The following is a 24,874-nucleotide window of genomic DNA, read 5'->3' as shown; positions in this document are numbered from 1 at the left end:
AGTTACCGAGGGCTGACGGCGTTATTCACAGGGTGTTCAATCCATTGGCGTTATGCGACCACCTGTGAAGATGTTGCCGATCCTTTTGCTGCTGACCGCCGCTGCCCCCGCGCTGGCCGAACCTGCGGAGCAGGAGAGCGAACGCGCGTTCGCGTGGCGCGCGACGCGGTCGGGCAAGCTGCTGCCGATCAAGGAGATCGAGCGGCGGATCATCCCGACGATGAAGGGCGCGCAATATATCGGTTTCAACCTCGATCCACAGTCGGTCGTCTACACGCTCAAGTTCCTGCGCGATGGCGAAGTGATCTGGGTCGACGTGGACGGTCGCTCGGGGCAGGTACTGGGCCAGACCGGCCGCTAATTATTGATCTTGCCGAATGCGCACCGCAAGGCGGGTGCAGACGTGCCGCAGGGAGACATAGATGCGTGTTCTGATCGTCGAGGACGAGCCCAACCTCGGGCAGCAGCTGAAATCGACGCTGGAGGGTGCGGGCTACGCGATTGATCTCGCGACCGATGGCGAAGAGGGGCATTTCCTCGGCTCGACCGAGAGCTACGACGCGATCGTGCTCGATCTGGGCCTGCCGGAGATCGACGGGCTCACCGTGCTCGACCGCTGGCGCAAGGAGGGCAAGGTGACGCCAGTGCTGGTGCTGACCGCGCGTGACAGCTGGTCGGACAAGGTTGCCGGGTTGGACGCGGGCGCAGACGATTACGTCGCCAAGCCGTTCCAGACCGAGGAACTGATCGCCCGCCTGCGCGCACTGATCCGGCGGGCGTCGGGTAATGCATCGTCCGAACTGACCGCGGGCGACGTCCGGCTCGATACGCGCTCGGGCAAAGTCACGCGCGCGGGTGAGCCGGTCAAGTTGACCGCGCAGGAATATAAACTGCTGAGCTACCTGCTCCATCACAAGGGCAAGGTGGTCAGCCGCACCGAGTTGATCGAGCATATCTACGATCAGGATTTCGATCGCGATTCGAACACGATCGAGGTGTTCGTGACGCGTATTCGCAAGAAGCTGGGTCAGGACGTGATCACGACCATCCGCGGGTTGGGCTACAGCCTGGAGGATCCGGACGCCTGACCGATGATCGCGGGTCTACAGTCCGTGCCGGCTGATCTGCGCGGCATCCACGTCGGCGGTGATGCGCTGGATCGTAGTCGGCTCCGAGAGGCTTGCGCTCTCCTGCGCGATCCGCGTCGGGTGAAGTGCGGGTTCGGGAAGGTAGGACGGGCTAACCCCCGCCACCGCGTAGGAGGCGAGCAGCAGCCCTGCGAGCATCGACACGAACACGCCGCCCAGCACGGCGACGATCATCGCGGGTACGTTTCTACCCTTTCGCATGATTATTCCTCCGATGCGGCGCTGAACCGGTCGGCACCGGCTTGGTTCCGGAGCGCGGCCGCGTGAAGCCGCCGCTGCGGGTTCGCGGATCGCTGTCGCGGCGCATGATCCTGATCGCGGCGGCGTGGATCTCGATCCTGCTCGCGGGCGGCGGCTTCGCGCTCGACCGCGTGCTGGTCGCGGCGGTGACGCGAAACGCCGACGATCAGCTCGGCTACGTGCTGCGCTCGTTGCTCGTCTCGGCCGAGATCGACACTGCGGGCGAGGTGACGTTCAACCGCGAGCCGGCGGACCAGCGATTTCTCGAGCCTTATTCCGGTCTCTACTGGCAGGTGTCGGCGCCGGGGCACGAGACCTGGCCGTCGCGCTCGCTGTGGGATCGCCAGCTCGCCTATGGCGCACCGCACAACGATCGCAGCGTCCACAGCTACGACAGCAAGCAGTTCAAGGACGAGAAGCTGCGCGTCGTCGAGCAGGACGTGAAGCTGCCCGGATCGCCGGTGCGCTGGCGTTTCCAGGTCGCCTCCAGCCGCGAGGCGCTCGACGCGCAGATCACCATCCTGCGCCGCACGCTGATCCGCAGTTTTCTGCTGCTCGGGATTGGGCTGGTCGCGCTGGCGGCGTTGCAGACCTTCTACGGCCTGCTGCCGCTCCGGCGCGTGCGGCTCGCCATCGCGCGGATGCGCGCGGGCAAGGCGAACCGGGTCGAGGGCAACATGCCGATCGAGGTGCTGCCGATGATCGACGAGCTGAACGCGCTGGTCGAGCACAACGAGCGGCAGGCGGAGGAAGCGCGACGCCACGCCGGCAACCTTGCGCACGCACTCAAGACCCCGCTGACGGTCATCATAAACGCGGCAACGGCGAACTCGGACGATCTGTCCGACACGGTAATCCGAGAGGCGCGGACGATGCGGCGGCAGGTCGACCATCACCTGGCGCGCGCGCGTGCGGTCGGGCGGCGCGGCTCCGCGCACAGTCGCGCCGACGTGTGGCCGAGCGTCGAGTCGGTCGAGCGCGCGGTGCGTCGCCTCTACCCGCACGTCCGCGTCGACATGGACGGGCCGAGGGATCTGGTCGCCCATATAGAGCGGCAGGACCTGGACGAAATCATGGGCAATCTGGTCGAGAATGCTGCCAAATACGGCGGCGGCAGCGTGTTCGTGACCGTCGGCGCGCACTCCGGCTTCGTCGAAATACAGGTCGAGGACGACGGCATGGGGATACCCGAGGCGGACCGCGCGCGCATCTTCGATCGCGGCGTGCGGCTCGACTCGGGCAAGCCCGGCACCGGGCTCGGGCTCGCGATCGTGCGCGACGTGGCCGAAATTTACGACGGCACGGTCAGCCTGGAAGAGAGCGAAGACTTGGGCGGGCTGCTCGTCCGGCTGCGTCTGCCCGCGGCCTCGTCGATCGAGGCGTAAAAGGGCCGCTCTTGTCCTAGTATCACCTGTTCCTGCTACGCTAACGCGCGCGGCATGGGTCACGGGCATCACCACGGTCACTCGCATGGGCACGCGCATGGCCACGGGCACAGTCATGGACATGGTCACGCCCATGCCGCGCCGCCGGAGCGGTGGGATCGCGCGTTCGCGATCGGAATCGGGCTCAATCTCGCCTATCTGATCGTCGAGGCGGGGGCGGGGTTGATCTATGGCTCTGTCGCGCTGCTGGCGGATGCCGGGCATAATCTGTCCGACGTGCTGGGCTTGGCGATCGCTTGGGGCGGTGCGGCGCTTGCGCGGACGCCGCCGTCAAAACGCTTCACCTACGGGTTGAAGGGGTCGACCATCCTCGCCGCGCTCGCTAATGCGCTGCTGCTGCTGGTCGCGCTCGGCGCCATCGCAACCGAGGCGGTGGAGCGGTTCTCGGCCGCGCCGCGCGTGCCCGGCCTGTCGGTCGCGGCGGTCGCGGCCGGCGGTATCGCGGTTAATGCGATCACTGCCTGGCTGTTCGCGCGCGGGCGCAAGGGCGACGTCAATATCCGCGGCGCATTCCTGCACATGCTATCCGACGCGTTGGTGTCGGCGGGCGTCGTCGTCGCGGGCGTGGTCATCTGGGCGACGGGGGCGGCGTGGATCGACCCGCTCGTCAGCCTGGTCATTGCCGGCCTGATCTTCTGGCAGACGTGGGGGTTGCTGCGCGAAACGGTGGAGATGTCACTCGCCGCGGTGCCGCGCGGGATCGACTATGACGGCGTGCGTACCGCGCTCGCCGATCTGCCCGGCGTCAGCGAGGTGCACGACCTGCATATCTGGCCGATGTCGACGACCGAACCCGGGCTGACCGCGCATCTGTGCGTGCCGGCGGGCCACCCGGGCGACGCGTTCCTGCACGAGATACAGGACATGCTGCACCACCGCTTCGGCATCGGCCACGCGACGATCCAGGTGGAGACGGGCGCCCACGCTTGCGAACTGGCGGACGAGCGGCGGGTCTGACCCGCCGACCCGGTCAGTAGGCGCGCGCCACCGCGAACTCGACCGCCTCGACCATCGCGTCCTTGGCCACGCCGTTGGCGAACGGTCCGAGCGCATCGATTGCGCGCTGGCCATAATGACGCGCGCGCGCCAGCGTGTCGTCGACCGCGCGGGTGGTGCGGACCAGCTCGATCGCCTGCGCGAAATCGGCGTCGCTCGACCGGCGTCCCTCGATCGCATCCTTCCAGAAGGTGCGATCCTGCGCCGAACCGCGCGCATAGGCGAGGATGACGGGTAGGGTGACCTTGCCCTCGCGGAAATCGTCGCCGGCGTCTTTGCCCATCGTGCCCGCGTCCGAGGTATAATCGATCGCGTCGTCGACGAGCTGGAAGGCGATGCCGAGATAGCGGCCGTAGGCGTCGAGCGCTTCCTCCTCCGAGTCGGGGCGCTCGGCCACCACGGCGGAGATGCGGCATGCGGCGGCGAACAGCGCCGCGGTCTTCGCGCCGATGATGTCGAGGTAGCGGTCTTCACCCAAATCGACGCGGCGCACCGCCGTCAGCTGATTGACCTCGCCCTCGGCGATCACCGCCGAAGCGTGGCTGAGGATCTTGAGCGACTTGAGGCTGTCGGCCTCGACCATCAGCTCGAAGCTGCGGCTGAACAGGAAATCGCCGACCAGCACGCTCGCCGGATTGCCCCAGATGATGTTGGCGGTGCGCTTGCCCCGGCGCAGGTCGGAGCCGTCGACGACGTCGTCGTGCAGCAGCGTCGCCGTGTGAATGAACTCGACCGCGGCGGCCAGACGGTGATGGCGCGTACCGGTATAGCCGATCAGCTTCGCGCTCGCGAGCGTCAGCATCGGGCGCATCCGCTTGCCGCCGCCCGCGATCAGGTGCCCGGCAAGCTTCGGGATCAGCGGTATCTGCGACTGCATCCGGTCGAGGATCACGGCGTTGACCGCGTTCATATCGGCGGTGACCAGATCGATCATCGGATCGAGCGAAGGGGTGCGGCCCGAGAGCCGGTGGATCGATGCACTCATCTCCCCGCGCGTGTACGAGCGGTCGACGGGGCAAGGCAAGCAGCGATCGAACCTTGCAGCGGCGTTCTCCTTGCGCGACAGCCAAACGCGGGAGGACCGCATGACCGACGACGTGTTGAAAGGTTATCGCAAGAGCATCGACAACATCGACGCGGCACTCGTCTGCCTGCTCGCCGAACGGTTCAAGGTGACCCAGGCCGTCGGGCGCCACAAGGCGACGAGCGGGCTGCCGGCAGCCGATCCGGGGCGAGAAGAACAGCAGATCGCGCGGTTGCGGCAGCTCGCGCTCGATGCCGAACTGGACCCTGAATTTTCGGAAAAATTTCTGCGCTTCATCATCGACGAGGTGATCCGGCATCACCGCGCCGCGGCGACATCATGATCGTCTCGACTTCGTAACATGGATTAGCTAGTAGCGGCAGATGACCGAGCAACAGGATGCGCGCTTTCGACGCATCGTTTATTCAAGCGTGGCGACTGGGCGAACCGACGACGACACGCAGATCGAAATTCTGCGACAGTCGCGCGCGAACAACGGTCTGAACGGCATCTCCGGCGTGCTACTGTCGGACGGACGGCGTTTCCTGCAGGTGCTGGAGGGGACGCCGGAGGCGATCACGCACGTGTTCGGACGGATCAGCGCCGACTCGCGCCACGCCGAGGTCAAGACGCTTCACGACGAGCTCGACACGCGTCGTATCTTCAGCGGCTGGACAATGGCGAGCATGTCGGACGATCAACAGACGGAGGCGGTCCGCGAGCGATTGCAGGTGTTGTTGCGCAATGCCCCCGAAGACATTCGCGCGGAGTTCGAGGACGTCCTGCGCACGGTCGCTACGTCGACGTAAGGGCAAGGCCGCGGCGAGCCGGCCGCCGGGCGGCATGCCTACGCGAATAACTCTCCGAGAAAAAATTCCATCGCGTGCCAGCTTCGGCGGTCGGCACGCTCCTCGTAGGCAACGCCCGGGACCGTCGAGCCCTTCATGCTGCGATCGGTGAAGGCGTGACCGGCATGGCCGTAAGCGTGGATCTGCCAATCGGCTCCGCTGTCGGTGAGTTCCTGTCCCAGCAATACTACCGTCTCTGGCTTGCCGAGCGGGTCGTCCCAGCCGTGGCAGATCAACAGCTTGGCCGCGATTAGTGACACGGTGTCGTAGTCCGGGCGATCGTAGACCCCGTGGAAGCTGACACCGCCGAGCACGTCCAACCCGCTACGCGCCATGTCGAGCACGCACTTGCCGCCGAAACAGAAGCCGATCGCCGCGGTCCTTGTGGCGTCCACCTCCGGCTGTGCCTTGAGCGCGGCGAGACTGGCGGCGAGCCGATCGCGTAGCAGCGCCCGATCGGCGTTCATCTCGTCCATGTAGCGTGACGCATCCGGCCCGCGCTGCGTCCGCTTGCCCTGGCCGTACACATCGCACGCGAAGGCGGCGTAGCCCAGCGCGGCGAGTTCCTCCGCCTTGACGTTATCCTCTTCCTTCTGACCCAGGATGTTCGGGATCACCAGCACCGCTGGCCGCGCGCCGGATTGTGCATCGTCCCATGCGAACACGCCCTCGAACCGCCCGCCCGGACCGTCGTGGATCAATGCCCTGCGCTCGACCGCCATCTACCTTCTCCCTGCTTGTCCGCCTGCCGCGGCGCGTTAGACCGGTACAAACACGCCGGCAGCGGAGCGCGCAAGTGCAGGTTCGACGCGATACACCGACCAACCCCGCGGTGGCGCCGTTGCTCGCCGCGCACGTCGCCGAGCAGCGTGCGGGCACGCCGCCCGGCTTTTCCTTTGCGCTAGACGGTGCGGCGCTGTCCGCGCCCGAAGTGACGTTCTTCACCGCGTGGGAGGACGCGACGCTCGCCGGCATGGGGGCGTTGAAGCGGCTCGACGACGCGGCGGGCGAGGTCAAGTCGATGCGCAGCACGCCCGAGGCGAGGGGACGCGGCGCCGGCCACGCGATCCTCCGCGCGATCATGGCCGAGGCGCGGGAGCAAGGGCTAGGCACGCTGTACCTGGAGACCGGGACCACGCCCGCCTACGATGCCGCGATCAGGCTCTACACGCGCGCCGGGTTCGTGCCGTGCGACGCCTTCGCCGATTATCAGCCCAGCCCGCACAACTGCTTCTTCCGCCTGACGCTGTAAGCGTCGCGGCTTGCCCGGCGGGCCCGCTTTCCCGTAGCGGAGCGGTGATCGCCGCCGCCGCGCGGCCACGCAGGAAGGTTCAACCATGCCCACGCTCGTCCTTATCCGTCACGGCCAGTCGTCGTGGAACCTGGAGAACCGTTTCACCGGCTGGTGGGACGTCGACGTGACGGAGAAGGGCGCGGCCGAGGCGCGCGCGGCGGGCGAGTTGATGGCGGCGAAGGGTCTCGACTTTGACCAGACCTTCACCTCGCTGCAGACCCGCGCGATCAAGACGCTGAACCTCGCGCTCGAAGCGATGGGGCGTTTGTGGCTGCCGGTCGAAAAGCACTGGCGGTTGAACGAGCGCCATTATGGCGGGCTGACCGGGCTCGACAAGGCGGGGACCGCGGCGCGCCACGGCGACGAGCAGGTCCATATCTGGCGTCGCAGCTTCGACGTGCCGCCGCCGCCGATGGAGGCGGGGAGCGAATACGACCTGTCGGGCGATCGTCGCTACGCCGGGATTGACGTGCCCGCGACCGAGAGCCTGAAGGACACGATCGCGCGCGTGCTGCCGTATTGGGACGAGCGGATCGCACCCGCGCTGAAGGACGGGCAGCGGGTGCTGATCTCCGCCCACGGCAATTCGCTGCGCGCGCTGGTCAAGCACCTGAGCAACATTCCCGACGACGAGATCACCGGACTGGAGATCCCGACCGGTCAGCCGATCGTCTACGAGCTGGACGCGAACCTGAACGCGACCGACCGCTATTACCTGAGCGAGCGGTAAGCGACGGCGGGTGCGTCGCTCAGGCGGGTTCGAGCAATCGTTCCGCCTGTGCGCGCGCCTCGTCGGTGACGGTCGCGCCTGACAGCATGCGCGCGATCTCCTCGCGCCGCTCGTCAGGGGAGAGCGGGCGGACGCCGGTGCGCGTGACCTTGCCGTCGTTGCTCTTGGCGATCAGCAGATGCGCGGCGCCGCGCGCCGCCACCTGCGGCGAGTGGGTGACGACCAGCAATTGCGCGCGCGTCGCCAGCCGCGCGAGCCGGTCGCCGATCGCGCTCGCCACCGCGCCGCCGACCCCGCGATCGATTTCGTCGAAGATCATCGTCGCGGCACCGCCCTGCTGCGCGAGCGCGACCTTGAGTGCCAGGATGAAGCGCGACAGCTCGCCGCCGCTCGCGATCTTGGCGAGCGGGGCGAAGGGGGCGCCCGGGTTGGTCGAAATCTCGAACTCGACACGGTCGCGCCCGGCAGGCGACCATTCACCTTCGCTCAAGGGCGCGACGATCGTGCGGAAGCGTGCGGCGTCGAGCTTCAACGGCGCGAGCTCACCCGCCACCGCCGCGTCTAGCCGCTTGGCGGCGGCGGTGCGCTGCTTCGTCAGTGCGTCTGCCGCGGCGACATAAGCGGCGCGCGCCTTGTCGACGCGCGCTTCCAGCCCGGCCAGACCTTCCTCGCCGGCGTTCAATCGCTCGAGCTGTGCGCGCTGGCGGTCGGCGAGGGCGGCGAGGTCATCGGGCTGAACCCGGTGCTTGCGCGCCATTGCGCGAAGCTCAAACAGACGCGCCTCGTCCTCCTCCAGTTGCCGCGGGTCGTGCATCAGCGCGGCGGCGGCGTCGCGCAGCTTTTCCTCCGCCACTGCCCCCTCGATCACCGCACGGTCGATCGCGGCGAGTGCCTCGGCAAGCGCGGGATGATCCTCCGCGATCCGCTCGAGCACGCGTGCGGCCTGGCGCAGTTGCGTCATTGCACCATCGCGACCATCGACGTGTCCGGTCACGTCGTTCAGGTCGTCTGCGATCTTTTCCGCGCGCTGCATGCCGCGGCGGCGTTCGGCCAGTGCTTCCTCCTCGCCCGGCTCGGGTGCGAGCTTGTCGAGTTCGGCGACCGCGTGTTCCAGCCATTCGCGATCCCGCTGCGCGGTCGCGATCTCGGCTTGCGCATCCTCCAGCGCTGACGTCGCGTTACGCCAGGCGGCATGCGCCGTGGACACCTTGGCTACATCGGCCCGCGCGAAGGCGTCGAGCAGCGCGCGGTGCCCAGCGGGTGCGAGCATGCCACGGTCGTCGTGCTGGCCGTGGATCTCGACCAGCATCTGCCCGATTTCGCGCAGCAGCGCGGCAGAGGCGGGCTGGTTGTTGACGAACGCGCGGCTGCCGCCGTCCGCCCTGACGATGCGGCGCACGATCAGCGGCTCGCCCGGCTCGGCGTCGATGCCGTTCTCCTCGAGCACCGCGTCGACACCCGCGGGTCGATCGAAGGTCGCGGTGACGCTCGCCTGCGTTGCGCCGTGACGCACCAGCCCGCTGTCGCCGCGTCGGCCGAGTGCGAGGCCGAGCGAGTCGAGCAGGATCGACTTGCCCGCGCCGGTCTCACCGGTCAGCACGCCGAGGCCTTCGCCGAATTCGAGGTCCAGCGCCTCGATCAACACCACGTCGCGAATGGAAAGCGCAGTCAGCATGAATCACCAACGCCTTTAGCGCAGATCGGGCGCGACGTTACCCCCTTTTGTTCCACGCTGGCCCACCGTCCGCGCGATTACGGCGTCGGCGTGCTCGACGTCGGATTGGGCGTGTTCGCGGGCGAGGTGGTGTCGGGCGGCAGCGTGCCGACCGGATCGCCGCCGGTGGTCGCGGGCGTCACTGCATTGGGCGCATCGGCCTTGGCGGGTACGCTGGTGGTTGCTTCGCCCGCGACTGTGGTGGTGCGGGTACCCGGCGGCACGACCTGCGCACCCGGCGCCAGCGGTGCGATCGGCGTCGACGGATAGTCGCGCATCAGCTTGTACGCGCGCTGGTACCAGTCCGATCCCGGATAGTTGGCGCCGAGCACTGCCGCGGCCTTTTCCGCCTCGTTTCGGACGCCCAAGGCAAGGTAGGTTTCGGTCAACCGCATCAGCGCCTCGGGCGCGTGCGTCGTGGTTTGATATTCGTCGATCACCTTGCGGAACCGCAGCGTCGCGGCGAGCCACTGGCGGCGACGTTCGTAGAAGCGGCCGACCTCCATCTCCTTGCCCGCGAGGTGATCGCGCACGAGGTCGAGCTTCAACCGCGCATCGGCGGCGTAGCGCGTGTTGGGATAGCGACGGACGAGTTCACCGAGCGAGTCCTGCGCCTGCGTCGTGATCTTCTGATCGCGCGTCACGTCGCTGATCTGCTCGTAATAGCTCATCGCGACGAGGTAATAAGCGTAAGGCGCATCGCGGTTGCCGGGGTGAACCGACAGGAAACGCTGCGCGCCCTGGATCGCGTTGGTGTAGTCGCGCGCGAGATAATAGCTGAACGCGCCCATCAACTGCGCGCGGCGCGCCCAGACCGAATAGGGATGCTGACGCTCGACCTCGTCGAACAGCGCGGCGGCTTCCTTGTAGCGCCCCTGATCGAGCCGGGTCTTGGCCGACGTGTACAAGGTGCCGACATCGCGCGCGACATAGGGCAGGTCCCTGCCGGCGCGGTTGCGCGCACAGCCGGCGATGGGAAGCGCTAGCGCGGCGATGAGCGCGACCGAAAGGCCGCGGACAGGAAGGTTACGCATCGGTGGTGGCCTTAGCGCAAGCGAGCGCGTGCGAACAACGGCTTTCGCACACACCCGGGCCGCAGGTGCGACAGCTTTGTTGCTGGCTCCGCGCAACGGACCTGTTATCGCGCGCGTTGCGACAGACTGTCGTTCATCATCAGGAGTTCCCATGCCCGCCACCCTGCTTGCCACCAAGCGCGTCGAAAAGCCGTGGGGCCGGCACACGCTTTACCCCGGCTTTCCCGATCCCGCGCCCGATGCGGAGCCGATCGGCGAGGTGTGGTTCCAGTCGCCGCATCCGGAAGAATCGGAACTGCTGATCAAATACCTGTTCACCAGCGAGAAGCTGTCGGTGCAGGACCACCCGTCCGACGAGGAAGCGCAGAAGCGCGGGCTGCCGCGCGGCAAGGACGAGTGCTGGACGATCCTGGATGCCGAACCTGATTCGACGATCGCGATCGGGCCGCTCGCGCCGATGACGGCGGACGAGCTGCGCGAAAGTGCGCTCGACGGCTCGATCGAGCACAAGCTCGACTGGAAGAAGGTGAAGAAGGGCGACTTCTTCTACTCGCACTCGGGCGTTATTCACGCGATCGGCGCGGGGCTGACGCTGATCGAGGTGCAGCAGAATTCGGACACGACCTATCGCCTGTACGATTACGGCCGCCCGCGCGAGCTGCACCTCGACGATGGCGTGGCGGTCGCCGAACTCACGCCGTGGACGCCGCCGAGCGCACCGGGCGAGGTCGAGCCCGGGCGGACGATCCTGGTGGAAGGGCCGAAATTCGTGCTGGAGCGCTGGACCGGCGGCGACCGTCAGGTCGATCTGCCTGAGGGCAAGACGGGCTGGCTGGTGCCGATCAAGGGCGAGGGCGTCGTCGCGGGCGTGGCGTGGAAGGCGGGCGAGTGCGTGACCGTCACCGGCGCGGAGAAGCTACATGCGTCGAACGATGCCGACCTGCTGTTCGCCTATGTCGGTGATCGTCGGCTCTGACCTGACGACATGCTGAGTGAAGTGGCGGGGTGCCGGTGCACCTCGCCCCTACGTTTATCAGATCGCGCCAGAGAAGGTGTCGCATGCGGCGGGATCGCCGCTCTCCATGCCCTTGCGGAGCCAGAACTGGCGCTGCGCCGAAGTGCCGTGGGTGAAGCTGTCCGGCACAACGCGTCCCTGCGCCTCGCGCTGCAACGTGTCGTCGCCGATCGCCTGTGCGGCGCGCATGCCTTCTTCCACGTCGCCGGGCTCGAGCCGGTCGCGGTTCTTCGCCGCCCACACGCCGGCGTAGCAATCGGCCTGCAGTTCGAGCCGCACCGAGGCGGCATTGCCCTCGACCTCGCCGCTGCTGCGCTGGATCTGCTGGACCTTGTCCGACGTGCCGAGCAGGTTCTGGATATGGTGGCCGAATTCATGCGCCACGACGTAATATTGCGCGAAGTCGCCGGGCGCCTTGAAGCGGTTGGTCAGTTCGTTGAAGAAGCCGGTGTCGAGGTAGATGTCGCTGTCGGTCGGGCAATAGAACGGACCCGTCGCGCTCTGCGCCGCACCGCAGCCCGACTGTCCCTGTGCGGTAAAGAAGCGCAGGCCGGGAGCGCGGAAGCGTTCACCGGAAGCTGCGAAAATCTTTTCCCACGTATTTTCGACGTTGCTGAAGGCATTGCAGGTCGAGCGTCGTTCGGGGCTAGCGTCGCAAATTTGCTGCACGCTGCCGCCGTCCGATTGCTGGCCGACCTGGCTCGATGGTGCGCTGCCGCCGCCGCCGAGCAGCCCGCCAAGTCCGCCCAGCCCTCCGCCGAACACCGCGAACAGGATCAATACAACCACGATCCCGCCGCAGCCGAAGCGACTGCCGATCAGCGGCAGCAGCCCGAACAGCAGCCCTCCGCCGCCGCCACCGCCGAAGCCGCCGCGCGAGGTGGCATCGCCGACATCGATGTCATTGTCGTAATCGTCGAGCCGCATCGACCCACTCCCTGCCAATCGTTTCTGTTGCGGCATGAACCCGGCGGCGCGCTTCGGGTTGCAAGCGGCGCGCGTCTGCCCGATGCAGACGGGGAGGAGAGTGAGCCGATGTTCCTGCAAGGTAAGAGTGCGATCGTCACGGGATCGACGTCGGGCATCGGTCTAGCCATCGCGCGTGCGCTCGCCGCCGAGGGTGCCAGCGTCATGCTGAACGGGTTGGGCGAGGCAGAGGCGATCGAGGCGACACGCGCCGAGCTGGAGACATCGAGCGGCGTTAGCGTGCTCCACGACGCCGCCGACATGACCAAGCCCGATGAGATCGCGGCGATGGTGGCGCGCTGTCACGCGGAACTGGGCGGACCCGACATTCTGGTCAACAATGCCGGCATCCAGCATGTCGCGCCCGTCCACGAGTTCCCGGTCGACAAATGGGATGCGATCCTGGCGATCAACCTGTCGAGCGCGTTCCACGCGATGCGCGCGGCGGTGCCGCTGATGCGCGAGCGCGGCTGGGGTCGGATCATCACGACGGCGAGCGCACACAGCCTCGTCGCGAGCCCCAACAAGGCGGCTTATGTAGCGGCCAAGCACGGCGTTGCTGGGCTGACCAAGGCGGTCGCGCTGGAGAATGCGACGCACGGTATTACCGCCAATTGTATCTCGCCGGGTTATGTCTGGACGCCGCTCGTTGAGAGCCAAATACCCGACACGATGAAGGCGCGCGGGATGACGCGCGAGCAGGTGATGAACGATGTGCTGCTCGCCGCGCAGCCGACCAAGGAGTTCGTTACGCCCGAACAGGTCGCCGCCTTCGCGCTGTTCCTGTGCCGCGAGGAAGCAAAGGCGATCACCGGCGCCAATCTGTCTGCCGACGGTGGCTGGACCGCGGCATGACGGTTGCGCGCCTCGCCTGCGCGGGTTTCGTGCTGATGGCGCTCGGAGGATGCGGCGGCAAGGATGGCAGTACGTCGGTCCGCTCGGTCGGCGAGCAGGCAGCGGCAGAACCCACCACTGACACGCGCGACTGGCGCGCCGTTGCGACCGTCGCCGACCGCCAGCGATTGCGCGAATGGCGGACCGCGTGGATCGCTGCATTGAAGAAGGCGCGTGCTGGCGGGGCAAGCGCGAAGATCGAAGCCGACCCCGCGCTGTATGCCTATGACGCGGCGCTGACCGATCCGGTACCGCCCGCCGGCGATTATCGCTGTCGCACGGTCAAGCTCGGCGCGAAGGCGGCAGGCGCACTCGACTATGTCGCCTATCCGTTTTTCCGCTGCCGTGTCGCATCGGGTGGAGACGGCGTGTCGCTGATCAAGCTGACCGGATCGCAGCGCATCAGCGGTACGATCTATCCCTCGGACACATCGCGCGCCGTGTTCCTCGGCACGGTTGCGCTCGGCGATGAACGCAGCGCGATGCGCTATGGCCGCGATGCGACGCGCGATGTTGCCGGCTGGGTCGAGCGGATCGGTCCGCAGCGCTGGCGGTTGGCGCAGCCTTACCCCGCCTTCGAGTCGATAATGGATGTGCTCGAGTTGGTGCCAGCCTGAATCGATCTCGTTAATTTGCTTCGGGCTTCTTGCCCTTCATCGTGCCGGGATCCGATACCGGCGCGTCGATCGGCCGGACGCCGTTGATCGGCGGCAGGGAGGCGAGATACTCCTTGCCGATCTTGTCGATGACGATGACGTGCCCGGCATTGGCGCTCTCCACCGCGGACAGAAAGCTGGTGGGCTTCTTCATGAGCTTGGGATGGTCGAGCCCCTCGAGCCCGCTCGTGCGTAGTGCCTCGCGCACGAAATGCACGCAGTTACGCTTGCCCAGATTGTAGGTGCTGTCGCCGGTCTTCTCGCTCCAGCCGGCGATCAGGCGAAGGATCGCGTCATATTGCGCGTCGGTCAGCGTGACGGCAAAGCGTGCGTGGCTGCCCTCCATGTAGGTGAGCTTGGGCGTTTCGACGCGGCCCTTGACGTTGCCGAACAGCAATGCCGGGCTGACCGACTGCGCGGTGAAGCCGTAGCTGCCGTCCACCGCCGGGCCGCCGCGATCGGGCGTGCCGCGCAGCGTGAAGAAGGCGTGCGGAAAATAGTTGCCGAAGTCACGGTTCCAGAACGTGATCATCACCGCGGCCTGCGCAGGCAGCGCGGTGACGAGCAGCAGCAGCGCCGAGAATGTGCCGAGCAGCCGTTGCATCATGCTCACTTGCCGTGTGCTCCGTCGCTCACCGCATCGCTCGCCTTTTCGGGCCGGATGTAGATAGACGAAAGCCGCGGCTCGGCTTTCTTCAGCGCCTGCTCGATCTCCTCGATCATCGTCTCGCCCTCGCCCATCGTCAGATTGTCGTCGAAATCGGCGCTGATCGCAACGAAGATGCTGTCGGGCGCGGTGTGGATCGTGCGGACGTGATTCACCGCGGTGATTGCGGGATACGTCGAGACCGTCTCACGCACGCGGGCGATCACGCGTGGGTCGGCGCGCTCGCCGATCAGCAGGCCCTTGGCCTCGCGCGCCAGCAGCACCGCGACGATGCCGAGCACGCCGCCGATCGCGATCGAGGCGTAGCCGTCGATCCGCGGATCGCCGAGTGCGTGGCTGGCAAAGACCCCGATCGCGGCGATCAGCAATCCGGCGAGTGCGGCCGAATCCTCGAACAGAACGATGAATCCCGGCGGGTCCTTCGACTGGTGGATCGCTTCCCACCAGCCGAGATCGCCCTTGGCTTCCTTGAACTCGCGCCGCGCGATCCACCACGACGATCCTTCAAGCGCAAGCGATATGGCTATGACTATATAGTTGATTGTCGGATCGGTCAGCTCCTCCGGCTCGATAATATGGAGATAGCCCTCGTACACCGACACGCCCGCGCCAACCGCGAAGATCAGGATCGCGACCACAAAGGCCCAGAAGTACAGTTCGCGCCCGTAGCCGAACGGGTGCGCCGCGTCCGGCGCACGCTTTGCGCGTTTCTGCCCGTAGAGCAGCAGCACCTGGTTGCCGCTGTCGACGACCGAGTGGACGCCCTCCGTCAGCATCGAGGACGAGCCGGTGATGCCGGCCGCGACGAACTTCGCCACCGCGATGCCGAGGTTGGCAGCGAGCGCGCCGAAAAGGACGATGTTGTCGCGAATGCGCGCGGTAAGGTCGGACAGCGTCGTGGTTCCCGGATTAGTGTGTCCACGTAAACAAATGTGTCGCCAAGTCGTTCATCGCCGCGTTGCGGGGGCCGGGGCGACGCGATACGCCTGCACCATGACGCTTCGCCTCCCGCTCGCCGCGCTCGCGCTCTCTGTCGCCCCGATCGCGCTCGCCCACGCGCAGGAACGGGTGACGCCGATGACTCCCGACGTGGTCGCGTCCTACGATCAGGTGCGGCCGGAGGCGGATTACATCAAGCGCGTGGTCATGGTACCGATGCGCGACGGAACGAAGCTGTACACCGTCATCCTGATGAAGAAGGGGACGCGGAACGGCCCGATCCTCCTGTCGCGCACGCCCTATGACGCGGCGGGATCGACCGCGCGGACCGCAAGTCAGAAGCTGGTCGACATCCTGCCGGTGATGGATGCGGAGTTCGTCGATGACGGTTACGTCCGCGTCTATCAGGACATCCGCGGGATGCATCACTCCGAGGGCATCTTCGTGATGACGCGCCCGCTGTCGGGGCCGCTCAATCCGACCGGCATCGACGAATCGACCGACGCGTACGACACGATCGACTGGCTGGTGAAGAACGTGCCGGAGGGTAACGGCAAGGTCGGCGTGATCGGCAGCAGCTATCTGGGGTTCACCACGCTGATGGCGGAGATCAACCCGCACCCGGCGTTGAAGGCCGCGATGCCGCAGAGCCCGATGGTCGACACCTGGATCGGCGACGACGATTTCCACAACGGTGCGTTCCGCGTCGGCACGCTCGACTACGCGGTCGAGATGAGCACCGGCCACGGCGACACGGGCGCGAAGATCGCGCGCGGGGCAGGGGACGATTACACCACCTACCTGAACGCGGGCTCGATCGGCGATTACGCGCGCAAATGGGGGATCGAGAACTATCCCACCGTCCGCAAGGTGATGGAGAACCCGGCCTACACCGATTTCTGGTCAATGCAGGCGGTCGACAAATGGATGGCGGCGCGTCCGCTGACCGTGCCGACGATGCTGGTGGTCGGACAGTGGGATCAGGAGGACAGCTACGGTGCGCCTGCGGTCTACGACGCGCTGGAGCCCAAGGACACCGGCAACAACATGGTGTCGCTGGTGATCGGGCCGTGGCGGCACTCGGGCGTCAACCATTACGGCTACGAGCTAGGTGCGCTGACCTTTAATGGCGACACGGCGCTGCAATTCCGCCAGCGCTACATGAAGCCGTTCTTCGACCATTACCTGCGCGGCACGCCGGCGACGATCCCGCCAGTGCTGACCTATGCCACGGGTGTCAACCGGTGGGAGGTGTCGCCGAAGTGGCCGATGGGGACGGCGACGCCGCTATACCTTGGCGCGAACGGCGCGGCGTCGTTCGACAAGCCGGCGGCCGCAGGCAGCACCAGCTACGTTTCCGATCCCGCCAGCCCGGTGCCGTTCCTGCCACGCCCGATCGACATCGGTGACGGCGACCAGTGGAAGACGTGGCTGGTGCGCGACCAGCGCTTCGTCAGCGGGCGTCCCGACGTGGTCAGCTGGCAAACAGGGGCACTCGACAAGCCGGTCCACATCATGGGCGCACCGCAGGTCAACCTGTTCGCCGCCACCAGCGGCAGCGACAGCGACTGGGTGGTCAAGGTGATCGACGTCTATCCCGACACGCTGCCCGAGCCCGCGAGCCAGGGATCGAAGCCGGCGATGACCGGGTACCAGTTGCCGCTCGGGATCGAGATCTACCGCGGGCGCTACGTCCACGGGCGCGCGACACCGGCGAAGCTGACGCCGGGTAAAATCGAGAACTATCGCTTTGCGCTGCCTAACGTCGATCACGTGTTTCTGCCCGGGCATCGGATCATGGTGCAGGTGCAGTCGAGCCTGTTCCCGCTCTACGATCGCAATCCGCAGACGTTCGTGCCCAACATCTTCAACGCGAAGCCCGGCGACTACAAAGCGGCGACGCAGCGCGTGAGCTGGGGCGGCGCGCAGGCAAGTTCGGTCCTGCTGCCGATCGTCGACGATGCGGCCGCGGCGCAGGTGACGGCGGCGCGATAACCGCCTCCTTATCGCCTCACACGCCCGCGTCGGTCAGCCGGGCAAGCTGATCGTCGCTGAGCCGCAGTTCCATGGCGGGCAGCAGATCGTGCACCTGCTCGACTCGGGTGGCGCTTGCAATTGGGGCGGAGACGCCGGGTTGTGCGATCAGCCAGGCAAGCGCGATCTGCGCGTGGGTTGCGCCGGTCTCCTCCGCCACGCCGTCCATCGCCGCCAGCATCGCCTGACCCTTGCCCTCCAAGAGCTCGGTCATGCGCCCGCCGCGGACGCTTTTCTTTAGGTCGTCGGCGGAGCGATACTTGCCGGTGAGGAACCCCGACGCGAGCCCATAATAAGGGACGACGCCGACGTTGAACTCGACGCAGTAATCCTGCAACTCGCCCTCGAACTTGGTGCGGCTGACGAGGTTATATTCGGGCTGGAGCACCTGATAATGCGGCAAACCGGCGGCGCGCGCGCCCTCGATCGCCGACTTCAATCGCGCAGCGTGGAAGTTGGAGGCGCCGAGCACGCGGACCTTGCCCGCCTCGACCAGCCTGGCGAACGCCTCAGCAACGGCGTCCTGTGGGGTGTCCTCGTCGTCGCGATGCGCGAAGTAGAGGTCGACGTAATCGGTGCCGAGCCGCTTCAACGAGTCCTCGCACGCTGCCGCGATCCGCGCGGGTGAGAGCTTCTCGCCGCCGTCGCCCGGCAGCATACCGACCTTTGTGGCGATCTGCACCTGATCGCGCTTGCCGCTGGTACGCAGCCATTCGCCGATGGTCGTCTCCGACTCGCCGCCTTGATGGCCGGGTACCCAGGCGGAATAAACATCGGCGGTGTCGATCATCGTGCCGCCGCCGTCGACGAAGGCGTCGAGTACCGCGAAACTGGCGTCGCGATCGGCGGTCCAGCCAAACACGTTGCCGCCGAGCACCAGCGGCGCGATCTTCAGGTCGGATGCGCCAAGCCGGCGACGGTCGATCATTGCTGATTCTCCATGGTCTCGGTCACGTTGTCGGAGGCGTCGTCGAACGCCACGCTGTTCGCGTCGAGCATTTCCGCCGCACTGTTCAGGCGGGCGTCCTGATCTCGGGTCAGCTGACCCGGCTGATCGGGCGAGGAGCAGGCGGCCAGACCCAGCAGCCCCGCCGCCACCAGTGATCGCCGCATCAGCGCCGCATCGCGTTGCCGGTGTCGGTCAGTGCCTCGCCGGTCGCATCGGTCGCGGCGTCGGCGGTATTTGCGGCGGCGTTGCCGGCACGATCCATCGAGTTCGCGGCGCGATCGAGCGCGGCGTCGCTCGCCGCCTGAACGTCGTTCACCGCGTTGGCAATCGTCGCGCTGGTGTCGGCGGCAACGGCGTTGGCGGCTTCCGCGCTCTCGTTCTGCGCCTTTTGGCTGCACGCGGCGAGCGAGAGCGCGGCGGCAGCGACCGCGATGACAAGCTTCATGATATTTCCCCTTCGTTGTTCGGATGGCTCAACGTCGCGTCCGTGCGCTTGGCTCCCACATCCGCGCAACTCCACGCTACGTTGACCGCATATAAAGATATCTTTATATCTTGAGGTCATGGACGCCGCGCTCGACATCTTTCGTGCTCTTGCCGACAGCTCGCGGCTGCGGATCGTCTGTCTGCTGCGCGCGATGGAGCTGTCGGTCGGCGAACTCGCGCAGGTGCTGGGGCAGAGTCAGCCGCGCGTCAGTCGTCACGTCAAGATCCTGACCGACGCAGGCCTGGCCGAGCGGCGCAAGGAAGGCAGCTGGGTGTTCGTCGCGCTGGGCGAGCAGGCGCGCGTCGCGCCTGTGCTCGCCGCGCTGGATGCGTGGGAGGCAGGGGCGCCTGACCGGCAGGCGAGCGCCGACGCGGCGCGGCTGGCGGCGGTGCGTGCCGACCGTGCGGCGGCGGCGGCGGGCTGGTTCGAGAGCCACGCGCGCGAGTGGGACGCGATCCGTTCGCTCCACATCGCCGAGGAGCAGGTCGAGGCGGCGATGATCCGCGTGTTGGCGGGCGAGCCGATCGGCCGCTTGATCGATATCGGCACGGGCACCGGGCGCATGATCGAGCTGTTCGCCCGCGCGGCGACCACCGCGCTCGGGATCGATCGCAGCTCGGAGATGCTGCGCCTCGCGCGTGCGAAGCTGGGCGAGCAGGGGCTGGGCAATGCCGAGCTGCGTCAGGCCGATCTCTACGCCTTGCCGCTGGCGGACGGTGGCGCGGATGTCGCGATCCTGCACCACGTGCTCCATTTCGCGCAGCAGCCGGGTGCCGCAATCGCGGAAGCAGCGCGAGTGCTGTCGGCCGGGGGACGGTTGCTGATCGCCGATTTCGCGCCGCACGATCGCGAGGAATTGCGGACACAGGACGCGCACACGCGCCTCGGCTTCTCCGACGCGCAGATCGAGGGCTGGTTCGCCGCCGCCGGGTTGATGCCGGCACGGATCGAGACGCTGGATGGCGGTGAACTGACGGTGAAATTGTGGCTCGGTCGCAAGGCGGCCGGGCGCGCAGGCGAGGTGAAGGCGGCATGAGCACGCAGGCAAAAGAATTTAGGCAGGTGAACGAAGCGGTGCTGGCGCACGATGGCCCGCTCTACGCCGATGTCGGCGGCGACGTGGACGTGAGCTTCGAATTCTCTCCGCCCAAGTCCGACAAATCGGAGGAGGTGTTGTGGCAATCGATCGCGACCTTGCAACCGCTCAACCCGCGCTTCCTGTCGGTCACCTATGGTGCCGGCGGCTCGACGCGCGATCGTACCCACGCGACGGTGGCGCGGATCGCGCGTGAGACCGACGTGCCGGCGGCCGCGCATCTGACCTGCGTCGAGGCGACGCGCGAGGAACTGGACGCGATTGCGCAGGAATATTGGGCGGCGGGGGTACGCCACATTGTTGCGCTGCGCGGCGATGCGCCTGCGGGCGCGGATGGCTACGCGCCGCATCCGGGCGGGTATGAGAATGCGGCGGCGCTGGTGGCGGGCTTGCGCCGGCTGCACCCGTTCGAGATTTCGGTCGCGGCCTATCCGGAGTGCCACCCGGATTCGAGCGACGCCGCCGCCGACCTCGACAACCTCAAGCGCAAGATCGACGCCGGCGCGAACCGCGCGATCACGCAATTCTTCTTCGAGCCCGACACCTTCTTCCGCTACCGCGATGCCGCCGCCGCGGCGGGAATTACCGCCGAGATCGTGCCCGGCATCATGCCGATCGCGAGCGTCGCGGGCGTGATGCGGATGGCGGCGATGTGCCAGACGGACGTTCCAGCATGGCTGACACGGTTGTTCGAGGGGCTGGATGATCGCCCAGCGGCGCGGCAGCTCGTCGCGGCGACGGTCGCGGCGGAACTCTGCCGCAAGCTTTACGCGGGCGGGGTCAAGCAATTCCACTTCTACACGATGAACAAGGCCGAGCTGAGCTTCGCGATCTGTCACCTGCTCGGCGTGCGTGCCGGTGGCGCGGCGCAGGCGAAGGTGGCGGCATGAGCGGGTTCGGCGGCGTGAGCGTGCGCGACATCTTCAACGCGGAAGCCGCCAAGCGCATCCTCATCACCGACGGCGCGTTCGGAACCGAAATCCAGAACTGGAAGCTGTCGGAGGCCGACTACGCCGGTACGCTGTCGCTCGGCCACGATCAAAAGGGCAACAACGATATCCTCGCGCTGACCAAGCCCGAGGTACCCGCCGCGATCCACCGCGCCTATTTCGAGGCGGGTGCGGATATCGCGGAGACCAATACCTTCTCCGCGAACCGTATCAGCCAGGCCGATTATGGCGCCGAGGGGCTGGTGCGCGAGATCAACGTCGAGAGCGCGCGGCTGGCGCGAGAAATCGCAGACGAGTTCCAGGCGCGTGACGGCCGCCCCCGCTTCGTCGCGGGCGCGGTCGGGCCGACCAACAAGACGCTGTCGCTGTCGCCCGACGTCAACGATCCCGGCTACCGCGAGATCGACTTCGACTATCTGAAGCAAGTCTACCGCGAGCAGATCGACGCGCTGGTCGAGGGCGGTGCCGATTTCGTGCTGATCGAGACGGTGTTCGACACGCTCAACGCCAAGGCCGGCGTGATGGCGGCGATCGAGGCGGGAGAAGCGCTCGGGCGGGACCTGCCGATCATGTTGTCGATGACGCTGACCGATCTGTCGGGACGCAATCTGTCGGGTCATACGGTGGAGGCGTTCTGGCACGCGGTGCGCCACGCGCGGCCGCTGACGATCGGGCTCAACTGCTCGTTCGGTGCGGAACAGCTTCGCCCGCACGTGAAGACGCTGTCGGAGATCTGCGACACGCTAATCATGGTCTATCCCAACGCCGGGTTGCCGAACGAGCTGGGCGCTTATGACGAGGCGCCCGCGACGACCGCGGGGCTGGTCGGGCAATGGGCTGAGGCGGGCCAAGTCAACGTGCTGGGCGGCTGCTGCGGGTCGACGCCCGCGCATATCGCGGCGATCGCGCAAGGCGTGCGCGGCCTCGCCCCGCGGCAGGTGCCGGTACCGGCGGTGCGTACGCGGCTCGCCGGGTTGGAGCCGTTCTTCATGGCGGCGTGATCGCCCGATTACCCCGTCAACTCGAACAACAGACTCATGCCCCGTCAGCGCGGGGGTGACAGGAACGTCATGACCAACACCTCCGCCAATTTCGTCAACGTCGGCGAGCGAACCAACGTCACCGGGTCGGCGGCGTTCAAGAAGATGATCATGGCGGGCGACTACACCCGCGCGGTCGAGGTCGCGCGCAGCCAGGTCGAGAACGGCGCGCAGGTCGTCGACGTCAACATGGACGAGGGTTTGCTCGACGCGGTCGAGGCGATGACCACGTTCCTGAAACTGATCGCCGCCGAGCCCGATATCGCGCGCGTGCCAATCATGATCGATTCGTCCAAGTGGGAGGTGATCGAGGCCGGGCTGAAATGCGTGTCGGGCAAGCCGATCGTCAACTCGATAAGCATGAAGGAGGGCGAGGAAGCGTTCCTCCACCACGCGCGGCTGTGCATGAACTACGGCGCCGCCGCGGTCGTGATGGCCTTCGACGAGACGGGGCAGGCCGATACCAAGGATCGCAAGGTCGAGATCTGCGAGCGCGCGTACAAGCTGCTAACCGGCATCGGCTTTCCGCCCGAGGACATCATCTTCGACCCCAACGTGTTCGCGGTCGCGACGGGGATCGAGGAGCACAATAACTACGGCGTCGACTTCATCGAGGCTTGCCGGGAGATCAAGGCGCGCTGCCCGCACGTCCATATCTCGGGTGGCCTCTCCAACCTGTCGTTCAGCTTCCGCGGCAACGAGCCGGTGCGCCGCGCGATGCATTCGGTGTTCCTGTACCACGCGATCCCCGCGGGCATGGACATGGCGATCGTCAACGCCGGGCAGCTCGACGTCTATGACACGATCGATCCCGAGCTACGCACCGCGTGCGAGGATGTGGTGCTCAACCGCGACGCGGACGCGGGCGACCGGCTGGTCGCGCTCGCCGAACGCTACCGCGGCACCGACGCAGTGGCGGAGAAGCAGGCGGCGGAGTGGCGCAGCCTGCCGGTCACCAAGCGGCTGGAATACGCGCTGGTCAAGGGCATCGACGCGTACGTCGTCGACGATACCGAGGAATGCCGGCAAGCCTTCGCACGGCCGATCGAGGTCATCGAAGGCCCGCTGATGGACGGCATGAACGTCGTCGGCGACCTGTTCGGATCGGGCAAGATGTTCCTCCCTCAGGTGGTGAAGTCGGCGCGCGTGATGAAAAAGGCGGTCGCGCACCTGCTGCCCTTCATCGAGGCATCCAAGGAGCCGGGCGCGAAGGGCAAGGGCCGCGTCGTCATGGCGACCGTCAAGGGCGACGTCCACGACATTGGCAAGAACATCGTCGGCGTCGTGCTGCAGTGTAATGGCTTCGAGGTGGTCGACCTGGGCGTCATGGTGCCGTGGTCGAAGATTCTGGAGGCCGCGAACGAGAATGACGCCGACATGATCGGCCTGTCGGGCCTGATCACGCCGAGCCTCGACGAGATGGTGACGGTGGCCGAGGAAATGCAGCGCGCCGCAATGACGATGCCGCTGCTGATCGGCGGTGCGACGACGTCGAAGGTGCACACGGCGCTGCGCATCGCGCCGGCGTACAAGGGCCCGGTCGTCCACGTGCTCGACGCCAGTCGTGCGGTGGGTGTCGCGACCACGCTAGTCTCCGACACGCAGCGCGATCCTTATGTCACCCAGGTCGCCGCCGATTATCAGGCGGTGCGCGATGCGCGCGAGGGCAAGGGGCAGAACGCGCTGCTGCCAATCGCCGAGGCACGCCGTCGCGGGTTCAAGGCCGACATGGCGTTGAAGGCACCCGCGGTGAAGCAGCCGGGCGTCCATGTGTTCGACGACTGGGATCTTGCCGACCTTGTCGACTATATCGACTGGACGCCATTTTTCCGCGCGTGGGAGCTCGCCGGCACCTATCCCGCAATCCTGTCGGATGAGGTCGTCGGGGAGAGCGCGACCGGGTTGTACGCCGACGCGCGCGCGATGCTCGACCGCATTGTCGCGGAGAAGTGGCTGACCGCGCGCGGCGTCGCCGGGCTGTGGCCGTGTCACCGCCACGACGACGATATCTGGGTGCACGATCGCCACGCCGAGGCGCACCGCAGCCCTGACGGCGGCGCGATCCCGGCGGGGTTCAGCGTCCCCAATCTCGACCGCCGCGACGAGCACTCGACCCGCCTGCCGTTCCTACGCCAGCAGATCGCCAAGCGCGAGGGACGGGCCAACATGTGTCTGGCCGACTTCATCGATCCCGCAGGCGACTGGATCGGCGGCTTCGCGGTCGGCATTCACGGGATCGAACCGCATCTGGCGGCATACAAGGCCGCGCACGACGACTATAACGACATTCTGCTGAAAGCGCTGGCGGATCGGCTCGCCGAGGCATTTGCCGAGCGGCTGCACCAGCACGTTCGCACCGATCTGTGGGGCTATGCACCCGACGAGCAGCTGACCAACGAGGCGCTGGTGCGCGAGCAGTATCGTGGTATCCGACCGGCGCCGGGCTATCCGGCGTGTCCCGAACATTCGCTCAAGCGGACGCTGTTCGATCTCCTCGACGCAGAGGCCAACGTCGGGCTCGAGCTGACCGAGAGCTTCGCGATGCTGCCGACCGCGGCAGTCAGCGGATTCTACTTCGGGCACGCGCAGGCGGAATATTTCGGCGTCGCGCGAGTTGGCGAGGACCAGCTGGAGGATTATGCGCAGCGGCTCGGCGTGGACCGCGAGCGCGCGACGCGGTTGCTGCGCCCGAACCTCGATTGAGCCTC

The 24,874-nt window shown here is 66.9% G+C and carries 27 protein-coding genes; 16 read left to right on the top strand and 11 right to left on the bottom strand.

Features of this window, described 5'->3' with window-relative positions:
* Window positions 1-70: 70 nt before the first annotated feature.
* Together QZ847_RS08735 and QZ847_RS08730 are read left to right on the top strand one after the other, a co-directional pair.
* Window positions 71-361 carry a hypothetical protein gene (locus tag QZ847_RS08735; protein ID WP_365344720.1) on the top strand — a complete coding sequence of 97 codons (291 nt, stop codon included), beginning with the start codon at window positions 71-73 and terminating at the stop codon, window positions 359-361.
* 61 nt (window positions 362-422) lie between these two features.
* On the top strand, window positions 423-1,088 hold the full coding sequence (locus tag QZ847_RS08730; RefSeq protein ID WP_093003085.1) for a response regulator transcription factor: 666 nt from the start codon (window positions 423-425) through the stop codon (window positions 1,086-1,088).
* A 15-nt stretch (window positions 1,089-1,103) separates the two neighbouring features.
* On the opposite strand, the gene QZ847_RS08725 is transcribed toward QZ847_RS08730, so the two are convergent.
* Window positions 1,104-1,349, bottom strand: a complete 246-nt coding sequence (locus tag QZ847_RS08725; protein ID WP_294355557.1) for a hypothetical protein — start codon at window positions 1,347-1,349, stop codon at window positions 1,104-1,106.
* Between the two features lie 104 nt (window positions 1,350-1,453).
* Between QZ847_RS08725 and QZ847_RS08720 the strand changes: the two genes are divergently transcribed.
* Both QZ847_RS08720 and QZ847_RS08715 read left to right on the top strand, forming a co-directional pair.
* Window positions 1,454-2,773 carry a HAMP domain-containing sensor histidine kinase gene (locus QZ847_RS08720; protein ID WP_294355585.1) on the top strand — a complete coding sequence of 440 codons (1,320 nt, stop codon included), beginning with the start codon at window positions 1,454-1,456 and terminating at the stop codon, window positions 2,771-2,773.
* A gap of 54 nt (window positions 2,774-2,827) precedes the next feature.
* Window positions 2,828-3,790: a cation diffusion facilitator family transporter gene (locus tag QZ847_RS08715; RefSeq protein WP_294355554.1), complete on the top strand. Its 963-nt coding sequence runs from the start codon at window positions 2,828-2,830 to the stop codon at window positions 3,788-3,790.
* A 13-nt stretch (window positions 3,791-3,803) separates the two neighbouring features.
* Here the strand turns inward: QZ847_RS08715 and QZ847_RS08710 are convergent, their stop codons facing one another.
* Window positions 3,804-4,814, bottom strand: a complete 1,011-nt coding sequence (locus QZ847_RS08710) for a polyprenyl synthetase family protein (protein ID WP_294355547.1) — start codon at window positions 4,812-4,814, stop codon at window positions 3,804-3,806.
* A gap of 100 nt (window positions 4,815-4,914) precedes the next feature.
* On the opposite strand from QZ847_RS08710, the gene QZ847_RS08705 reads away from it, so the two are divergent.
* Window positions 4,915-5,196, top strand: coding sequence for a chorismate mutase (locus QZ847_RS08705; protein ID WP_294190669.1), 282 nt, complete (start codon window positions 4,915-4,917; stop codon window positions 5,194-5,196).
* Window positions 5,197-5,236: 40 nt separating this feature from the next.
* Window positions 5,237-5,662, top strand: a complete 426-nt coding sequence (locus tag QZ847_RS08700; protein ID WP_294355545.1) for a BLUF domain-containing protein — start codon at window positions 5,237-5,239, stop codon at window positions 5,660-5,662.
* A gap of 38 nt (window positions 5,663-5,700) precedes the next feature.
* On the opposite strand, the gene QZ847_RS08695 is transcribed toward QZ847_RS08700, so the two are convergent.
* Window positions 5,701-6,423 carry a dienelactone hydrolase family protein gene (locus tag QZ847_RS08695; RefSeq protein WP_294355542.1) on the bottom strand — a complete coding sequence of 241 codons (723 nt, stop codon included), beginning with the start codon at window positions 6,421-6,423 and terminating at the stop codon, window positions 5,701-5,703.
* A 74-nt stretch (window positions 6,424-6,497) separates the two neighbouring features.
* On the opposite strand from QZ847_RS08695, the gene QZ847_RS08690 reads away from it, so the two are divergent.
* Entirely contained in the window at window positions 6,498-6,953 is a 456-nt protein-coding gene (locus QZ847_RS08690) for a GNAT family N-acetyltransferase (RefSeq protein ID WP_294355540.1), read from the top strand.
* Between the two features lie 85 nt (window positions 6,954-7,038).
* A complete protein-coding gene (gpmA, locus tag QZ847_RS08685; RefSeq protein WP_294355536.1) occupies window positions 7,039-7,725 on the top strand; it encodes a 2,3-diphosphoglycerate-dependent phosphoglycerate mutase in 687 nt (228 codons plus the stop codon).
* A gap of 19 nt (window positions 7,726-7,744) precedes the next feature.
* Here gpmA and recN read toward each other — a convergent pair whose 3' ends face one another.
* Window positions 7,745-9,400 (bottom strand): DNA repair protein RecN, encoded by a 1,656-nt coding sequence (recN, locus tag QZ847_RS08680; protein ID WP_294355533.1) that lies wholly within the window; start codon window positions 9,398-9,400, stop codon window positions 7,745-7,747.
* 77 nt (window positions 9,401-9,477) lie between these two features.
* On the bottom strand, window positions 9,478-10,473 hold the full coding sequence (bamD, locus tag QZ847_RS08675; protein WP_294355530.1) for an outer membrane protein assembly factor BamD: 996 nt from the start codon (window positions 10,471-10,473) through the stop codon (window positions 9,478-9,480).
* 151 nt (window positions 10,474-10,624) lie between these two features.
* Between bamD and QZ847_RS08670 the strand changes: the two genes are divergently transcribed.
* Window positions 10,625-11,449 (top strand): class I mannose-6-phosphate isomerase, encoded by an 825-nt coding sequence (locus QZ847_RS08670; RefSeq protein ID WP_294355527.1) that lies wholly within the window; start codon window positions 10,625-10,627, stop codon window positions 11,447-11,449.
* Window positions 11,450-11,506: 57 nt separating this feature from the next.
* Here the strand turns inward: QZ847_RS08670 and QZ847_RS08665 are convergent, their stop codons facing one another.
* The gene (locus QZ847_RS08665; RefSeq protein WP_294355524.1) at window positions 11,507-12,415 is read right to left on the bottom strand and encodes a neutral zinc metallopeptidase; all 909 of its coding nucleotides are present in this window, start codon (window positions 12,413-12,415) and stop codon (window positions 11,507-11,509) included.
* A 108-nt stretch (window positions 12,416-12,523) separates the two neighbouring features.
* Here QZ847_RS08665 and QZ847_RS08660 point away from each other — a divergent pair, with 108 nt between their 5' ends.
* Together QZ847_RS08660 and QZ847_RS08655 are read left to right on the top strand one after the other, a co-directional pair.
* A complete protein-coding gene (locus tag QZ847_RS08660) occupies window positions 12,524-13,309 on the top strand; it encodes a 3-hydroxybutyrate dehydrogenase (RefSeq protein ID WP_294355522.1) in 786 nt (261 codons plus the stop codon).
* The gene (locus tag QZ847_RS08655; protein ID WP_294355519.1) at window positions 13,306-13,965 is read left to right on the top strand and encodes a DUF4893 domain-containing protein; all 660 of its coding nucleotides are present in this window, start codon (window positions 13,306-13,308) and stop codon (window positions 13,963-13,965) included. The genes QZ847_RS08660 and QZ847_RS08655 overlap by 4 nt, the downstream gene beginning before the upstream one ends.
* Window positions 13,966-13,975: 10 nt before the next feature.
* On the opposite strand, the gene QZ847_RS08650 is transcribed toward QZ847_RS08655, so the two are convergent.
* Both QZ847_RS08650 and QZ847_RS08645 read right to left on the bottom strand, forming a co-directional pair.
* Window positions 13,976-14,617 (bottom strand): hypothetical protein, encoded by a 642-nt coding sequence (locus tag QZ847_RS08650; RefSeq protein ID WP_294355516.1) that lies wholly within the window; start codon window positions 14,615-14,617, stop codon window positions 13,976-13,978.
* On the bottom strand, window positions 14,614-15,564 hold the full coding sequence (locus QZ847_RS08645) for a cation diffusion facilitator family transporter (RefSeq protein ID WP_294355583.1): 951 nt from the start codon (window positions 15,562-15,564) through the stop codon (window positions 14,614-14,616). The genes QZ847_RS08650 and QZ847_RS08645 overlap by 4 nt, the downstream gene beginning before the upstream one ends.
* A 100-nt stretch (window positions 15,565-15,664) precedes the next feature.
* Between QZ847_RS08645 and QZ847_RS08640 the strand changes: the two genes are divergently transcribed.
* Window positions 15,665-17,605, top strand: coding sequence for a CocE/NonD family hydrolase (locus QZ847_RS08640; RefSeq protein ID WP_294355509.1), 1,941 nt, complete (start codon window positions 15,665-15,667; stop codon window positions 17,603-17,605).
* 16 nt (window positions 17,606-17,621) lie between these two features.
* On the opposite strand, the gene QZ847_RS08635 is transcribed toward QZ847_RS08640, so the two are convergent.
* Genes QZ847_RS08635 through QZ847_RS08625 form a run of 3 tightly spaced genes read right to left on the bottom strand, consistent with a single transcriptional unit; the run spans window position 17,622 to window position 19,038 of the window.
* Window positions 17,622-18,572: an aldo/keto reductase gene (locus QZ847_RS08635; protein ID WP_294355507.1), complete on the bottom strand. Its 951-nt coding sequence runs from the start codon at window positions 18,570-18,572 to the stop codon at window positions 17,622-17,624.
* Entirely contained in the window at window positions 18,569-18,757 is a 189-nt protein-coding gene (locus QZ847_RS08630) for a hypothetical protein (RefSeq protein ID WP_294355504.1), read from the bottom strand. The genes QZ847_RS08635 and QZ847_RS08630 overlap by 4 nt, the downstream gene beginning before the upstream one ends.
* The gene (locus QZ847_RS08625) at window positions 18,757-19,038 is read right to left on the bottom strand and encodes a hypothetical protein (protein ID WP_294355501.1); all 282 of its coding nucleotides are present in this window, start codon (window positions 19,036-19,038) and stop codon (window positions 18,757-18,759) included. Before QZ847_RS08625 ends, QZ847_RS08630 begins: the two co-directional genes overlap by 1 nt.
* A gap of 118 nt (window positions 19,039-19,156) precedes the next feature.
* On the opposite strand from QZ847_RS08625, the gene QZ847_RS08620 reads away from it, so the two are divergent.
* The 4 genes from QZ847_RS08620 (at window position 19,157) to metH (ending at window position 24,869) form a co-directional block, all read left to right on the top strand.
* Entirely contained in the window at window positions 19,157-20,116 is a 960-nt protein-coding gene (locus QZ847_RS08620; protein ID WP_294355499.1) for a metalloregulator ArsR/SmtB family transcription factor, read from the top strand.
* Window positions 20,113-21,066 carry a methylenetetrahydrofolate reductase [NAD(P)H] gene (gene metF / locus QZ847_RS08615; RefSeq protein ID WP_294355496.1) on the top strand — a complete coding sequence of 318 codons (954 nt, stop codon included), beginning with the start codon at window positions 20,113-20,115 and terminating at the stop codon, window positions 21,064-21,066. The genes QZ847_RS08620 and metF overlap by 4 nt, the downstream gene beginning before the upstream one ends.
* A 14-nt stretch (window positions 21,067-21,080) precedes the next feature.
* Window positions 21,081-22,127, top strand: a complete 1,047-nt coding sequence (locus tag QZ847_RS08610; protein WP_294355580.1) for a homocysteine S-methyltransferase family protein — start codon at window positions 21,081-21,083, stop codon at window positions 22,125-22,127.
* A gap of 69 nt (window positions 22,128-22,196) precedes the next feature.
* Complete coding sequence (gene metH, locus QZ847_RS08605) at window positions 22,197-24,869, top strand: methionine synthase (RefSeq protein WP_294355494.1); 2,673 nt, start codon at window positions 22,197-22,199, stop codon at window positions 24,867-24,869.
* Window positions 24,870-24,874 lie beyond the last annotated feature (5 nt).

The sequence above is a fragment of the uncultured Sphingomonas sp. genome (assembly GCF_913778135.1).
Taxonomy (GTDB): Bacteria; Pseudomonadota; Alphaproteobacteria; order Sphingomonadales; family Sphingomonadaceae; genus Sphingomonas.
The sequence above is the reverse complement of the archived record's forward strand: the minus strand, read 5'-3'. Positions and strand labels throughout refer to the sequence as shown.